The organism is Acinetobacter sp. 10FS3-1 (genome assembly GCF_013343215.1).
Taxonomy (GTDB): Bacteria; Pseudomonadota; Gammaproteobacteria; order Pseudomonadales; family Moraxellaceae; genus Acinetobacter; species Acinetobacter lwoffii_C.
Genome location: NZ_CP039143.1, coordinates 1,889,033 through 1,905,469 on the forward strand (window position 1 = coordinate 1,889,033; position 16,437 = coordinate 1,905,469).

Here is a 16,437-nt window from a genome sequence, read left to right on the forward strand (position 1 = left end):
TTCAGCATTCCACAATATCAACTTTCTATTTTTCAAAAATATTTCTAGGTAATTTAAAATAATTTACAAAATCTGTTTTATAAATTATTTTAGGAATATGATATTTATCCCTCTTCAAGATTTCCTTATTAATTAAATAAAATAAATTTTCATCTTCTAATTTAGTTAAATAATCAAAAAGTTCCTTATAGAAGTTAATTCTATATTCACATTTTATTTTGTGACTTTGAAGATAAGTAAATAGCTCTGACCAAAAAATATAGTTAGCTTGATTCTTAAACCAATCTTCATGACTTTTAGCTTCAATAGATAAAAGATACGTATGTTGTGTAAGACTCAAATAGTCTTTCTTAACGCGAGTAATCATTGAATTTTTCAGTCGATCTTTTGCATTTTTTTGATCACCTACCTCAACATTAGTAAGCTTTATTGTCTGGTCGATTATGTCGGAGAATTTTCTTAGCGAACTTTCAGTTAATTTGTCTTGTTTCACACAAGATAGCTTAGAACTCTTCTTTGGTTTAGCTTGTTTTTTGGACATTATTAGCTCCAAATTCATCATTCTAAAAATTTCATAAAGGCTTTTTTTGAGCATGAGAAATCTTAGGACCTAAATCTCAATCAAATTTAAGCTAATGATATTTTTAAAAAATCAATTATAAATTTTTTCTGGATGAGCTAGCTTTTCTTGTTATTGCATGTCTTTTTTATATCAAATGCAATAAGCATTAATAACAAGAAAAACTGTCTCGATTTTTCTAGGCCTCTTCTTCGACACCAGCAAATTTGTAGACTTCCGCCTTACTCCAACGAAGAGTACGTCCATGTCTAATAGGATTAATTGGGCCATTTTCATATAAAGCCCACTTACGTAAAGTCTGTTCTGCATACCCTAAAAGCCTAGCTGTCTCTCTAGTGGTCAATAAAAGCCGATCATCTGTAATCGGCTTATGTTTATGCTTTAGTGCCATATTTCTCTCTTTAAAATGCTTTAAAACTATAAAAGCACGTTTAAAGGGGTAAAGAAAAGAGGTATAATTACTAAATAACTTTACCCCAACTTTAGTATGGAATGGAAAAATGGGACGCAATGCTCGTGGCATTTTGGAATATGCAAAAACAATTACTTGGTTTGACTATTTATTCAATGAAGCTAAAAAATTAAAGCACTTAAACATAACAAATGATTACAAGTTTTATAAATTCATGTATTCAAATTCTAAACATTCACCTGAAGATAAATTATTTAAAAAATATAAATTTGGTTTATCTACACCTCAAAAATCATGGAAAGAAAGCACTGAGAAAAATATACCCGGTGCAACCTGTATTATTCAACACCCTATTTGGGATATTGAAAACACAAAATTTACATCAAATAAAATTATAAATGACATGCATAACTTATCTTCAGATATTCGCAGCTATGTAATATCCGATGGATTAGGTTGTCCACAACCCATATGTTATCCAACACTTGAAAAAATTATTTCTTTTGAAAATCTTGATGCTATCTATTCTATATATCTTCTATATCAATGGGGATTAATTATTAATAACTATGAATTATGTAACTATTGTGCTATAGCTCTTGAAAAAAACTTAGAAACTCTCTTATTAAATATTAGCTATTTGCATAGATCTCACATATTTTTATTCGACATAATTTTCGATAAAATTAGAAAAATATCTTATCGAGGCCTGACTATAGCTGACGTCACAAATATAAATTGGCGCCTGCTAAGAGCTAAAAATTGGATCAGTGATATTCGAATGAACTCATATGTATCCGAATATGAGTTGTTCAAAAAATCTGTTATATCAGAAAAATTTAAAAATAAAGAAATTTACATTTCCAATTCTGATTCTTTAATATTGCATGCGAAAATTGCTACTGATCCAAATGATCTAATCACCCTTAACCTTAATAAATTTTTTCCTTCCCACATCATATTGTATTCCAACTAAAGCGGACACCCACAATTAACACCCAGGTATGGCAGCCTGCCCTTTTATCGTTTGTAAACCTTTTTCCATGTGCTCATGCTGCCTGCCCCTGCACCAAATGCTGTATTGGCAATAATACCTTGAACATCGTCACCTGAAGCAGGTGAGATCCCAGCTGAAATTGTCCCGGCTAATTCAACATTGCTCTCTTAAATGTATTTCTTAATGCGGCACTGCCAGCCAATTTTTACCGTGTAAAAAACCCATTTACTGCCTTGGTAAATTCTATCACCAGATCCCCAAAGGGGCGAGCCAAGCTGTATAGAGTGTGGCTAAAACAAAGTCATCCCTGCTGCGCCTGTCTTAAACCAGTCACCAAAGATACACCATGGCACAGCCGTCATATTGTGAAGCTAAGTCATGGTAGGATGGATGCGGTCGCTCATCTTGAGATTTACCATCTATCTGTATTGTCCGAGGAGTGTTCAGTTTGCCAATGTCAACGAGGTATAACCGGGTGCCGAATGGCGCCTTAGAAGAGGCTTGAGCCGTGTGCTGGGAAACTCGCATGCACGGTTCTTAGGGGGTTGACGTAGGCAACTGCGTCTGACTACCCGACAACCAAATGCGCCCTTAGGCCTTGGGAAGTAAGAACTGGCTGTTTGTTGGCTCGCTGCGCAGTGGTCAACGAGCGGCGAATATCAAGACTTAAATCCAGTCAGCAAAGCTGAATGGCTTGGATCTGTATGCCTATGTTACCGACACATAAAGTGACCTAAATAGAAGAATTACTGCCACACCGGTGGCAACCCGACCAAAATTAAAAAATAGGTGTGGGGTTCAGCCCACGCTTACGAAACTTGTAATAAACTGATCTAAAATTCGATCATATACTTCATATCTCAAAGTATTGACTTAAATTATGATTAAGCCATGCCAGAATTAGATCGCCCCATACCCAAGTCGTCACTTGAATTTGAGTAACTATAGGAAATTCTATCTTTAAAGTCTTTATCCAACAAAACCAATTAAGAATAATGTTGATTTAAGCTGCTTACCATTTGCTTACCAGAATCTAAAAACAAAAAAACCACTTACGATTAGTACACGTAAGTGGTTGTTTTATATGGTGGGCCCAGACAGACTTGAACTGTCGACCAACGGATTATGAGTCCGCTGCTCTAACCAACTGAGCTATAGGCCCTATAGGCTGAATTTGTTATATATCAACAAGTTCAGGCGCAGTGAATACTAGCGGAGATTATTTTAAAATACAAGCCTTTTTCATACCGCTTGCACATTAACGCAACAATTCAAATCAGCAAATTTCTCTAATGGATGAAAATTATTGAAATGAAATGATTACTTATCGTTTTTAAATATTACTCAAAACATATAACTAAAGGATTAATGATAAAAAACTTTTATTTATAGGAGTTTTAACACTTCACATGATTGAAATATGAAAGTTTTAAAATTAATCAAATTGCTTAATTCTCTTAGATTCCGTATAAAATTCAATCAAAGACCATACAATAACGAGTGCAAAAATGACAGATGCAAATAGAACAGCAGTAATATACGTCATTTTTTCCAGTCTCCTAGGGGCAATTTGTTTGAATAAAACTCAAAGCTCAACTTTTGAACCTACGACAAAAGTCTAATAAGATTCACGCTTTCTGAATAGCCCCTAAAAGACCTTTTTAATATATTTTTTATATCAACTCATATTTATTTTATATTTAATCAATTATATTTATTACATCTACGTCTAAGTAAGATTCGCTTTTGGCGACCCCTGCCTTTTCCATACCTCTGCATTTTATTTGCGTATTAACTCCACTTTTCTATTGACTGCACACCAAAACAGGCAGAAATTAGCACTCACTATTTCATAGATATACTTTGACTTTCTCTTATGCTGAACAAATTTCTTGGTGAATCTGCATTTAAACTTGCCGGTTGGCAATACCATGTGGAACCGAATGTATTGGAAGACAAACAGGTCATCGTTGGCTTTGAACATACTTCAATGCTAGACGCTGTACTTTCACTGGCACTATTTCAGATTTATGACCTGAAGATTCATACGCTAATCAAAAAAGAGTTATTTAAAGGACCATTGAAACCACTTTTAAAAGCCATAGGGGGTATCCCTGTTGATCGTCAAGCGAATAAAGATATTGTGAGCTTGATGGTGGACCATTTCCAGCAGCATGAAAAATTTAATCTGGTCATTGCGCCAGAAGCAACTCGTGCCAAAAGTGCTGAAGTACGCAAACCGATCCGCACAGGTTTCTGGCATATTGCCAAAGCAGCCAATGTTCCCATTGTCTTGATGTATGCCAACTCAAAAACCAAACAAGGTGGTATTTTTGGAAAAATCTATCCGACTGAACTGTCTCATGATCTAGCTTTAATCAAGCAGCTTTATAAAGATCATGTAGGGCTAGAGATTATTATTCCAGAATAAATACTGAGGCAGAGCTCATGAGCAACGCCTTGTTTCCCTTGCTGAGTTTGCCTCTCTATTTGTATTATTTTCTGCCTTATTTTTCGTTTCTGTTGCTATAGTTTTCCTTTTTAAGGATTTTTTTGACATTATGCTGAAATCTCAAATCTAGCCTCTATTTTCAAAAAAATACCTTATGGTAGAATCTGCCCAATTCGATAGGCATACAGCCGATCTACAAGGAGCATATTTCGCATGGCGGGTCATTCCAAGTGGGCCAATATTAAGCATCGCAAAGCAAAACAAGATGCTAGTCGTGGTAAGTTGTTTACCAAATATATTCGTGAATTGACAACTGCTGCTAAACTCGGCGGTCCAGATGTCGGCAGCAACCCTCGTCTACGTGCTGTAGTGGAAAAGGCATTATCTGTGAATATGACACGTGATGTCATCAACCGTGCAATTCAGCGCGGTGCAGGCGGTGAAGATAATGACGATCTAAAAGAAGTCACTTATGAAGGTTATGGCGTAGGCGGCGTTGCCGTAATTGTAGAAACCATGACTGACAACCTGAACCGTACCGTTCCGGATGTCCGCCACTGTTTTTCTAAAACAGACGGTAATCTCGGTACAAATGGCTCGGTTGCGTTCCTGTTCACCAAACGTGGCGAAATTTCTTTTGAGGATGTGTCTTTAGAAGACCAGATTATGGAAGTTGCACTTGAAGCAGGTGCAGATGATATTGAAGTGGATGAAGATCAGATTCTGGTCATCACCACGCCAGAAGCCTTTGGTACGGTACAGGATGCTTTATCCGCTGCCGGCTTAAAGTCTGACAATGCCGAAGTGGTGATGAGTCCTTCAACCAAGGCTGAAATCACAGACATTGAACAAGCGAAAAAAATCATGAAAATGATTGATATGCTTGAAGATCTGGATGATGTTCAAAACGTGTATACCAACGTAGAGTTCTCTGATGAAGTATTAGCGCAGCTAGATCCCTAATGCGCTTTAGAATAAAAAACGCACCTTCAGGTGCGTTTTTTATTGAAACTTGTTAAAAATAATTGGGGATTTTAAATTTTGTTTAATAGCCCACTACAATTAAAGACATTGTATTCCTTGATCACAAAACTGGAATGCAGAGCCACCACATGCTCGATCTTGCCAATTTTATTTAACAGGATTTCACTGTAGTTTTCCATATCACGCGCAACCACTTCTACAATAAAATCGGCTGATTGTCCCGTCACGAGAAAAGCATGAATGACCTCAGGAATATCTTCCAGCTCTTCCAGAAATTTGGCAAAAGTATCAGTATCATGTTTGCTTAAAGAAACCTGCAACAGTACATGCAGGCTAAAGCCAAGCTTTTGATAATTAATCTCCCGCTTCAAACCACTCATAACATTCTGATCAATCAGATGCTTGATGCGGCGGTGTACGGAACTAACTGACAAATTTACCCGCTCCGACAGCTCATTCAGGTTAATGTCTTCATGGGTTAAAATTTCCAGAATATGTTTATCGAAACGATCCAGCTCCATATTTATACTCTTATCTATCTCTTTAGAAATGCAGGATTAACTTTAAAAAATCCTACCCAACATTTCGGTAATTTTCACAAAATTTGCTTATTTTGAAAATATTTTCGGAATAGCCAGCAGCTTTCAAGATTTTTTATATCTTACGATTTAAATCTTAAAACTTTGCTGTCATTTAAGATACAGAGAGTATAGCTCACGCTATACTCCACGCCAGTCGACCCGCGCACCACGTTCAGTTCGGTAGATCCGGCAGATATATTGTCCAAGGGGTAAGTCTTCCAGATACTGCTGATATTCACGGTATTCTTCGGACAGATTTTCAAAGTTTTCTTTTTCCCAGGGCGTACCGGGAATGGCCAATAAAGGGGCCAGCATCGAACACACGGCAATATCCGCCAGCCCCAAACGTGAACCCACAAAATATTGTCCACCCGCTTGCACCAGCAAGGCATTGAGCCGCTGTACCGCAACATCAATCTGCTGTCTGGACTCCGCCACTGTTTCTTCATTCAGCGCATAGCCTCTGGCCACCACCGCTTTTAAAAGAGGCCGGGAGTATTTTTCAAACTGACGTAAATAACCCTGCTCACCAATTAAAATATCCATGGATTCATCATCATATGCCAAAGCCTGAGCCAACATCCAGCGTCTGACATGCCGCCCTAGCTCCAAGGTCATTTCATTAATATTTAAACTTTGCTGGCGCCATGGGCCTTCTGGGTACAGCAGGCCATGTTCCGGATAGGCATCATCTAGATATAGTGCAATCTGGGTGGAATCGGCAATCCACCGGTCCTGATCACGCAGAATCGGCAGGCGGTTTTGTCCGGTCTTCAGTCGGGCAAATGCCCGATGTACCCCGGGAATCAGGTTCTGTGCAACATAGTCCAGCTCTTTATGGTCCAACATCCAGCGCGCTTTTTCACAAAAGTGAGATAAAGGAAACTGGTATAGAGTTCGCATGCATGCTCCGTATATATGCCAAGATGAGGACTATTTTCGTCTAATGGTTATTCCAGCTACTTTAGACATTCGCCTGTTTAAAAACAATGTGATTTTTATTTAAAATTAACATCATGAGGGTCAAGCCGCTCTTGTCAGGCCAGCATCTGCTTATTTTCCTCCGGTTTTTTCGATTTATCCAGACTCTATCAAAAATGGTCCGATTGCAATAAAGCTAATACACATCACCTGACTTTGGTGCGGCTTTCATGTAAAATCACAGGCAATTTTTATATAACGCTTTGTGAGTTATTTCATGGGTTTTAATTGTGGTATTGTAGGCCTGCCGAACGTTGGTAAATCTACACTTTTCAATGCATTAACTAAAGCTGCTATTGCTGCAGAGAACTTCCCATTCTGTACCATTGAGCCCAATACAGGTATCGTGCCTGTACCGGACATGCGTTTAGACAAGCTTGCTGAAATTGTAAAACCACAACGCGTTATTCCAACCACGATGGAATTTGTGGACATCGCAGGTCTGGTGGCAGGCGCATCGAAAGGTGAAGGTCTGGGTAACCAGTTCCTGGCCAATATCCGTGAAACGGATGCAATTGCACATGTAGTTCGCTGTTTCGAAGATGAAAATGTCATTCATGTGAATGGTAAAATTGATCCTTTAGATGATATTGCGACCATTAATACCGAACTGGCCCTAGCTGACCTGGAAACAGTGACCAAAGCTGTCACCCGTCTGGCCAAGTCTGCAAAAGGCGGCGATAAAGAAGCCGTTGCGACCAAAACCGTACTTGAGAAAATCCTGCCTTTGCTAGATGAAGGCAAGCCTGCCCGTGCTGCCGATCTGGATGATGATGAACGCAAACTGGTTCGTGGTTTTGGTTTATTGACATTAAAACCTACCATGTATATTGCCAACGTGGCTGAGGATGGTTTTGAAAACAACCCGCATCTGGATGCAGTACGTGAACTGGCAAGTACGGAAAATGCAATTGTAGTGCCTTTGTGCAACCAGATTGAAGCTGAAATCTCACTGCTTGAAGATGAAGACCGCAATGAATTCCTTGAAGCACTGGGTATGAAAGAACCTGGATTAAACGTGGTTATTCGCGCAGGTTATGCTTTGCTTGGCTTGCAGACTTATTTCACGGCAGGCGTACAGGAAGTTCGTGCCTGGACTGTAAAAGTAGGTGCAACTGCTCCTCAGGCCGCAGGTGTGATCCATACAGACTTTGAAAAAGGTTTCATCCGTGCTGAATGTATTGCTTATGATGATTTCGTACAGTACAACGGCGAAGCAGGTGCCAAAGAAGCGGGTAAATGGCGTCTGGAAGGTAAAACCTATATTGTTCAGGATGGTGATGTTCTACATTTCCGTTTTAACGTGTAATTGATTTTTAAGCTTAAGTTTTTCATTGTTTTTAATTAAAACCCCTTTCGAGGGGTTTTTTTATGGTGTGAAGAAAATATCTTGCACAGCAGGTTAGCATCTGAACAAGGACTTAACGCACCGCAACACTAACGATAATAATTCTCATTGTATTTTATGGGATTCAGGCGTATTTTATTTCTTAGTCCAATCCGCAATCCGGTGACACTGAGGAACAATAAAATGAGCTATGTACTTCCGCCACTGCCCTATGCTTATGATGCACTTGAACCTCATCTTGATGCCAAAACTATGGAGATCCATCACAACCAGCATCATCAGACTTATATCAACAATATTAACGCGGGTATTGCAGGTACAGAATGGGAAGATTTATCGGTTGAAACACTGGTAACAAAATTCAATCAAGTACCAGAACATTTAAAAAACAATGTCATTAATAATGCGGGCGGTCATGCCAACCACTCTTTGTTTTGGAGCATCATGAGTCCTGAAGGCGGTGGTCATCCCCAAGGGGAAGTTGTACAAGCTATTGATACAGAATTGGACGGTTTTGAAACCTTTAAAGAGGCTTTGACCAAAGCTGCACTGACACGTTTCGGCAGTGGCTGGGCATGGCTAAGTGTCGCACCGGATAAAACAATCATTATTGAAAGCAGTGCAAATCAGGATTCTCCACTGATGCATGGCAATATCCCTATTCTTGGGCTGGATGTCTGGGAACATGCTTATTACTTGAAATACCAAAACCGCCGTCCTGAATATATTGCTGCTTTGCGGCGTGTGGGTAATTTTGTTTGAATATCTTCCCGGATCATTGTTTTAAAAACCAAACGATCTGTCGCTTAAATGATATATCTCCAGCACAGTTAACAACACTACAATAGCGGTATATTGAATAATCAAGCTAAGGATAAATATCATGAAGGCTTTTTTACATCCGAGTGAAAACCGTGGTCATGTGAAAATGGATTGGCTGGAGTCTAAACACAGCTTCTCCTTTGGTACCTGGTATAATCCGAAATATATGGGCGTTAGTGTATTACGTGTTATCAATGATGACCTGATTAATGCTCATCAGGGTTTTGGTCAGCATCCACATGACAATATGGAAATTTTGACCTGTGTTTTAAAAGGTACCATTACCCACAAAGACAGTATGGGCAATCATGGCGGAATTTCTGCTGGTGAATGGCAGCTGATGAGTGCCGGCACAGGTGTACGTCATAGTGAGATGAACCAGGGTGATGAGCAGGTGCATTTATTGCAGATCTGGATTGTGCCTAATGAGCGGAATGCCGAACCCAGCTATCAACAAATTAGATGTGATCCGCACGAGCAGCCCAACCAATGGCATTTGATTTGTGGACCAAATGACAATGCGCCTATGCATATCCGCCAGAATACTGAAGTCAAAACTGCAGTGATTCACAAAGGGCAAAGTCTGGAGGTTGAAGCAACACAGCAGGTGAATTATGTACATGTGATTTCCGGTTCAGTCCAGATTGCAGAACATACTGTAGCGGCTGGTGGTGCAATTGCTTTCATTGAAGCAAGTCAGATTAAGGCGCTGGAGGATGCTCAAGTGATCTGGTTTGATTTGCCAGAAGCCAACAACTAGCCCCTACTCGGCTCAAAGCATATGGTGAGTGATTCAGGTGATCAGTCACCATTTTTAAAAATGGTAATCAGGTGTAGGTATTAAGATTTAAACTGCCTATATGGCAGTGAACTATTAGCTGGTTGTTCTGTTCGAGTAGCTTTATTTCTAAGCTGCCTATATGGCAGTGAACATTGTTCGCAATAACTACTTTGACCCACGTTTTTTCTAAGCTGCCTATATGGCAGTGAACGCAGACAATCACGATGCACAGCACAACAATCATTTCTAAGCTGCCTATATGGCAGTGAACCATATTCGCAACTTTTCGGAATTATTCGCAATTTTCTAAGCTGCCTATATGGCAGTGAACGAACGCGCTGAAGAATTGTTGCGCCACATGCATTTCTAAGCTGCCTATATGGCAGTGAACGCCCAGGCGGTGCCGGAATGGATCAGCGTCAATTTCTAAGCTGCCTATATGGCAGTGAACTCAAGCTCAGTTCGAATATAGATTCATCTATCTTTCTAAGCTGCCTATATGGCAGTGAACGATGAGATGAAGCAAATCCGTGTGGATGCTGATTTCTAAGCTGCCTATATGGCAGTGAACAAGGTATCAGTGATTGGAATGATGTTGTGGTTTTTCTAAGCTGCCTATATGGCAGTGAACGACAGCTCACCCGCTAATTCTGGCTGAACGATTTTCTAAGCTGCCTATATGGCAGTGAACTAGCATAAATAAAACCCCCTCTACTTTGCTTTTTTCTAAGCTGCCTATATGGCAGTGAACACGAAGTTATATATCAACGAACTGACCCGTTCTTTCTAAGCTGCCTATATGGCAGTGAACCAGCATGCTCATAGCGGTTGTCTTTTACTACATTTCTAAGCTGCCTATATGGCAGTGAACCGGTTAAAGGCCAATCTATATCTAAAAATAGATTTCTAAGCTGCCTATATGGCAGTGAACTTTAACTTCCGAGCTATTGCAGGCATCTATCATTTCTAAGCTGCCTATATGGCAGTGAACTCTATCACGAGTTCACGCTTAAATTTGCCAACTTTCTAAGCTGCCTATATGGCAGTGAACCATCCCTAAAAACTTGGCCGACATGGGGTAAATTTCTAAGCTGCCTATATGGCAGTGAACAAGCCCAAGCAACGTACTGGCCACTGGTGCGATTTCTAAGCTGCCTATATGGCAGTGAACACCGTAGGCCAAAACACTGCATCAATTCAGGATTTCTAAGCTGCCTATATGGCAGTGAACTGAGATTGAATGAGCTGTGCAGCCTTGAAAAATTTCTAAGCTGCCTATATGGCAGTGAACATGTTCTTGTGAATACAAGTATCAGTTCAGGTTTTCTAAGCTGCCTATATGGCAGTGAACAGCGACAACGCTAAGACGCTCGGTATCAATATTTTCTAAGCTGCCTATATGGCAGTGAACTTCCAGGGCCACCTAAGTAAACCACCTTCGGGTTTTCTAAGCTGCCTATATGGCAGTGAACCGTACCGGTCAATGAATGTGGCATCGATGTTATTTCTAAGCTGCCTATATGGCAGTGAACGTCAACCATCACTTGCAGTACTTCTTTGGCTTTTTCTAAGCTGCCTATATGGCAGTGAACTAAGAGCTAAGAAAACAATCATCACCGATTCTTTTCTAAGCTGCCTATATGGCAGTGAACTGAGCTGCATCGCTGCGGTATCGTTTCAGAGTTTTCTAAGCTGCCTATATGGCAGTGAACTTGCATTTACTTGGATTATTTTTGATTTTCAATTTCTAAGCTGCCTATATGGCAGTGAACATGACGAGCTGCACAACGCTCGTATGTCGTCATTTCTAAGCTGCCTATATGGCAGTGAACAACAACTTTGCGCATAAGGTGGGCTTCGTACATTTTCTAAGCTGCCTATATGGCAGTGAACAGATGATTAAAACCTACGGCCACCAATCCAAATTTCTAAGCTGCCTATATGGCAGTGAACGTTTAAGCTTGGCTTTTTTTCGTTCAGCCTTGTTTCTAAGCTGCCTATATGGCAGTGAACAAGTGGTTCAATTAATCGAACTCATTTCGTTCTTTCTAAGCTGCCTATATGGCAGTGAACTTATGAGATCGATTTAGACAACTCAATAGTTGTTTCTAAGCTGCCTATATGGCAGTGAACATAGCGCGACCGAACTGACTGGCAACGGTGCATTTCTAAGCTGCCTATATGGCAGTGAACCGGCTGCTTAGTGGCTCGGCAGGATTCATAGCTTTCTAAGCTGCCTATATGGCAGTGAACTAATTGATAAAGTTGGTGGTGGTATTATCGCGTTTCTAAGCTGCCTATATGGCAGTGAACAGCCTGTTTCGTCATAGTACGGGCGCTCTGACTTTCTAAGCTGCCTATATGGCAGTGAACTGGCTTTGCTGGTGATATCTTCTCAGGACGATTTTCTAAGCTGCCTATATGGCAGTGAACGGCATAAGCAAAGCACTTTCTTTTTGCTGAGTTTTCTAAGCTGCCTATATGGCAGTGAACGGCTTTAAGCCCTGTATTGGATTTTTTATATTTTTCTAAGCTGCCTATATGGCAGTGAACAAGCATGAATGTATCAAGCGTTTCCCTAACATTTTCTAAGCTGCCTATATGGCAGTGAACACACATTGCAAAGCTAAAAGACCGCCTTTGGATTTCTAAGCTGCCTATATGGCAGTGAACATATGCTTGGTAGCGGTTCCAATTCGCTTCGTTTTCTAAGCTGCCTATATGGCAGTGAACTAGCCACTAGCCTGCTATATCCACACATTGACTTTCTAAGCTGCCTATATGGCAGTGAACCCGTCTTGGGCGACCAAATGAATTAGGTTTTTTTTCTAAGCTGCCTATATGGCAGTGAACGCCTAGAAGAAATCCGCAAGAACGCGCCAGATTTTCTAAGCTGCCTATATGGCAGTGAACTAAAACTCTTTTTTCATCTAGCCCGAAATTATTTTCTAAGCTGCCTATATGGCAGTGAACATTTTATCTCCCGATAAGCAAAAAAAATGAATTTTCTAAGCTGCCTATATGGCAGTGAACGGGGTCTGTTGAAGCCCCCCCCAAAACAACAATTTCTAAGCTGCCTATATGGCAGTGAACCAACGTGAATGGACACGCCTTGGCTATCTCATTTTCTAAGCTGCCTATATGGCAGTGAACATAGCTGTCTGTAATACGCTGACGGAAGGTGATTTCTAAGCTGCCTATATGGCAGTGAACTGAATGGTGATGCACTGTTTGGTGCAGTGATTTTTCTAAGCTGCCTATATGGCAGTGAACCCCCAAGACGTAAACGCCTACGTGAACAGAAATTTCTAAGCTGCCTATATGGCAGTGAACATTTGACCAGACGACCACATTTCACGATACGTTTTCTAAGCTGCCTATATGGCAGTGAACTGTTGGCGTAACTATGGACGCTCATCTGGTGTTTTCTAAGCTGCCTATATGGCAGTGAACAAGATGAAGCAGCACAAACAGCAAACGTCATTTTTCTAAGCTGCCTATATGGCAGTGAACAAACAGTACATGTTTAAAATACTTCGGCTTTCTTTCTAAGCTGCCTATATGGCAGTGAACGCAATTGCTTTGGACCGTATCATGATTGGTTTTTTCTAAGCTGCCTATATGGCAGTGAACCCTAATAAAGTCGTTGATAGTACGGATAGTAATTTCTAAGCTGCCTATATGGCAGTGAACTTTTCACCCATCAATTGAAAGCGACCCCAGCTTTTCTAAGCTGCCTATATGGCAGTGAACATGATGCGTCTGACAATACCAATGTATTGGCTTTTCTAAGCTGCCTATATGGCAGTGAACAGAAAGATGACTGAATTTATTATCAATGCAGGTTTCTAAGCTGCCTATATGGCAGTGAACCTCGCGCTTTGTATTATCACGGAAAACGTCATTTTCTAAGCTGCCTATATGGCAGTGAACGCTAAATATAGCGCGCCATTCCCTTGCGCTCTTTTCTAAGCTGCCTATATGGCAGTGAACCAACAAATTGCATCAACAGTGTCATTCTGAACTTTCTAAGCTGCCTATATGGCAGTGAACTTCACAGTAGCGAAGAAAGGCTTCAAACTGCATTTCTAAGCTGCCTATATGGCAGTGAACTAATGTGTCGTGTTGGGCGAGTTCGGCTCTGATTTCTAAGCTGCCTATATGGCAGTGAACCAATTGTAACGGGTGTGCGGAGTTTGCTAGCATTTCTAAGCTGCCTATATGGCAGTGAACCAGGCTCGTTTACTATGGCATGGTCTGCTAACTTTCTAAGCTGCCTATATGGCAGTGAACGCATGTCTATTTCTCTCTGTATGCTCGATATATTTCTAAGCTGCCTATATGGCAGTGAACCAAGCGCAACGGCTGACACCGTAAAGGCTTCGTTTCTAAGCTGCCTATATGGCAGTGAACAAGTTCAGCTTCACGCGCTTGTAATTTCTCTTTTTCTAAGCTGCCTATATGGCAGTGAACCGTAAATCGGCATTCGATGACCTGGGTGTTTGTTTCTAAGCTGCCTATATGGCAGTGAACTCCACGTTTGATGATTTATACAGCGCCGTTGCTTTCTAAGCTGCCTATATGGCAGTGAACGTGATGTATTTAGCCCTGAAATCGTGGCATACTTTCTAAGCTGCCTATATGGCAGTGAACAACGCCACCTGAAAAAAACACAGAAACGGACATTTCTAAGCTGCCTATATGGCAGTGAACAGTTGAACCCAAGCTAGACCATGCGTTCCAAATTTCTAAGCTGCCTATATGGCAGTGAACTTTTTCGCATGATTGCGCTTGTCTAGGTATTATTTCTAAGCTGCCTATATGGCAGTGAACATAGGGAATGCAAAGCGTCCTAAGCTGTAGACTTTCTAAGCTGCCTATATGGCAGTGAACGTCACCTTCATTTCAGTAATAGCATTTGGGTTTTTCTAAGCTGCCTATATGGCAGTGAACAAACCGATGTTCGTACTGAGCGTAAGTATTCTTTTCTAAGCTGCCTATATGGCAGTGAACTGTAAGGTCTGTTTTCCGTCTACTTTTCTTTATTTCTAAGCTGCCTATATGGCAGTGAACAAATACGGCATTGAACATGGTGCGATCTAGTCTTTCTAAGCTGCCTATATGGCAGTGAACTTCCGGTTAGCTCCGCCAAGGCCGTCCGTCTTTTTCTAAGCTGCCTATATGGCAGTGAACAACACGGCCTTTAATGCGTTCGCGGTTTACCCTTTCTAAGCTGCCTATATGGCAGTGAACGAGAAATATCACTGTGTGCATTTTCTGATTGATTTCTAAGCTGCCTATATGGCAGTGAACTTGATTTTGCAGTCGCTTTCACTTCTGAATACTTTCTAAGCTGCCTATATGGCAGTGAACCAGAAGATCAAAGACAAGATTCCGCACTGTCATTTCTAAGCTGCCTATATGGCAGTGAACAATTCAACCTCATGCCTCAATGCAGCAAGCACTTTTCTAAGCTGCCTATATGGCAGTGAACTGGTTATTCCCTACTCCACTGGAACTCACAAATTTCTAAGCTGCCTATATGGCAGTGAACCACAACTTGAGCTGATTACCCAATCTCTGTCATTTCTAAGCTGCCTATATGGCAGTGAACGGGTAGTCACCATTGGTATTCAAACCCTCAGATTTCTAAGCTGCCTATATGGCAGTGAACTTTACAATTAATTACAGATAAAGCATCCTATATTTCTAAGCTGCCTATATGGCAGTGAACTTACACCTATCCGAAATCGGTGTGCATTTTCATTTCTAAGCTGCCTATATGGCAGTGAACAACAAACCCTTCCGGCACCGCCTGGGCTTTGTTTTCTAAGCTGCCTATATGGCAGTGAACGAGTGATTGGCATATGCCTCCGAGAGTCGAGATTTCTAAGCTGCCTATATGGCAGTGAACCCGCACTGTCAGGAGTATTACGCAAAGCTTATTTTCTAAGCTGCCTATATGGCAGTGAACCTGTTGAATTAATAAACGTAACCTTAGCGGAATTTCTAAGCTGCCTATATGGCAGTGAACCATGCAACTGCCTATTAATCGGCTCAGCATCATTTCTAAGCTGCCTATATGGCAGTGAACCCGGTCAAACCATTGCAGGTATGGCCCACGACTTTCTAAGCTGCCTATATGGCAGTGAACTTGGTTGCTATTTTTTCCATGAATACTTTCTATTTCTAAGCTGCCTATATGGCAGTGAACGCAAATACGATCCCGCTGGTATTGTCCATAAATTTCTAAGCTGCCTATATGGCAGTGAACATGCAACTGCCTATTAATCGGCTCAGCATCATTTCTAAGCTGCCTATATGGCAGTGAACTCCCCCGTGGCATGTTCTCAATTGGTACAAATTTTCTAAGCTGCCTATATGGCAGTGAACCGCTATGAAGACATGACAAAGCTTGGCGACATTTTCTAAGCTGCCTATATGGCAGTGAACAACGGTGTTAAGCGCTCAGGATTTGCGTTAATTTTCTAAGCTGCCT

10 protein-coding genes, 1 tRNA gene, 1 pseudogene and 1 CRISPR repeat array (1 of these 13 running past the window's edge) are annotated in these 16,437 nt (G+C 40.8%); of the genes and pseudogenes, 7 read left to right on the forward strand and 5 right to left on the reverse strand.

The genetic code is table 11. From position 1 onward, the window contains the following. Positions 1–25: 25 nt before the first annotated feature. Positions 26–541, reverse strand: a complete 516-nt coding sequence (locus E5Y90_RS08955; protein ID WP_174660020.1) for a hypothetical protein — start codon at positions 539–541, stop codon at positions 26–28. A gap of 217 nt (positions 542–758) precedes the next feature. Then, positions 759–971 (reverse strand): helix-turn-helix domain-containing protein, encoded by a 213-nt coding sequence (locus E5Y90_RS08960; RefSeq protein ID WP_171526933.1) that lies wholly within the window; start codon positions 969–971, stop codon positions 759–761. Positions 972–1,080: 109 nt separating this feature from the next. On the opposite strand from E5Y90_RS08960, the gene E5Y90_RS08965 reads away from it, so the two are divergent. Further along, positions 1,081–1,968, forward strand: coding sequence for a hypothetical protein (locus tag E5Y90_RS08965; protein ID WP_016167544.1), 888 nt, complete (start codon positions 1,081–1,083; stop codon positions 1,966–1,968). Positions 1,969–2,563: 595 nt separating this feature from the next. Then, positions 2,564–2,726, forward strand: a pseudogene (locus E5Y90_RS08970) (IS66 family transposase); the annotation flags it as partial. 348 nt (positions 2,727–3,074) lie between these two features. On the opposite strand, the gene E5Y90_RS08975 reads toward E5Y90_RS08970, so the two are convergent. Next, a tRNA-Ile gene (locus E5Y90_RS08975) sits at positions 3,075–3,151 on the reverse strand. A 714-nt stretch (positions 3,152–3,865) separates the two neighbouring features. Between E5Y90_RS08975 and E5Y90_RS08980 the strand changes: the two genes are divergently transcribed. After that, on the forward strand, positions 3,866–4,420 hold the full coding sequence (locus tag E5Y90_RS08980; RefSeq protein WP_174660021.1) for a 1-acyl-sn-glycerol-3-phosphate acyltransferase: 555 nt from the start codon (positions 3,866–3,868) through the stop codon (positions 4,418–4,420). 234 nt (positions 4,421–4,654) lie between these two features. Further along, a complete protein-coding gene (locus tag E5Y90_RS08985) occupies positions 4,655–5,404 on the forward strand; it encodes a YebC/PmpR family DNA-binding transcriptional regulator (protein ID WP_151206047.1) in 750 nt (249 codons plus the stop codon). 71 nt (positions 5,405–5,475) lie between these two features. Here E5Y90_RS08985 and E5Y90_RS08990 read toward each other — a convergent pair whose 3' ends face one another. Further along, positions 5,476–5,946 carry an Lrp/AsnC family transcriptional regulator gene (locus tag E5Y90_RS08990; protein ID WP_174660022.1) on the reverse strand — a complete coding sequence of 157 codons (471 nt, stop codon included), beginning with the start codon at positions 5,944–5,946 and terminating at the stop codon, positions 5,476–5,478. Between the two features lie 198 nt (positions 5,947–6,144). Then, a complete protein-coding gene (locus tag E5Y90_RS08995; RefSeq protein ID WP_174660023.1) occupies positions 6,145–6,909 on the reverse strand; it encodes a glutathione S-transferase family protein in 765 nt (254 codons plus the stop codon). A 295-nt stretch (positions 6,910–7,204) separates the two neighbouring features. Between E5Y90_RS08995 and ychF the strand changes: the two genes are divergently transcribed. From ychF to E5Y90_RS09010, 3 genes are all read left to right on the forward strand, one after another. Then, on the forward strand, positions 7,205–8,296 hold the full coding sequence (gene ychF / locus E5Y90_RS09000; RefSeq protein ID WP_174660024.1) for a redox-regulated ATPase YchF: 1,092 nt from the start codon (positions 7,205–7,207) through the stop codon (positions 8,294–8,296). A 222-nt stretch (positions 8,297–8,518) separates the two neighbouring features. Next, complete coding sequence (locus tag E5Y90_RS09005) at positions 8,519–9,097, forward strand: superoxide dismutase (protein ID WP_174660025.1); 579 nt, start codon at positions 8,519–8,521, stop codon at positions 9,095–9,097. Positions 9,098–9,218: 121 nt separating this feature from the next. Next, on the forward strand, positions 9,219–9,917 hold the full coding sequence (locus E5Y90_RS09010) for a pirin family protein (RefSeq protein ID WP_174660026.1): 699 nt from the start codon (positions 9,219–9,221) through the stop codon (positions 9,915–9,917). Positions 9,918–10,001: 84 nt separating this feature from the next. Then, positions 10,002–16,437: a CRISPR direct-repeat array (repeat unit 28 nt; unit sequence TTTCTAAGCTGCCTATATGGCAGTGAAC) (it continues 1,635 nt past the right edge of the window).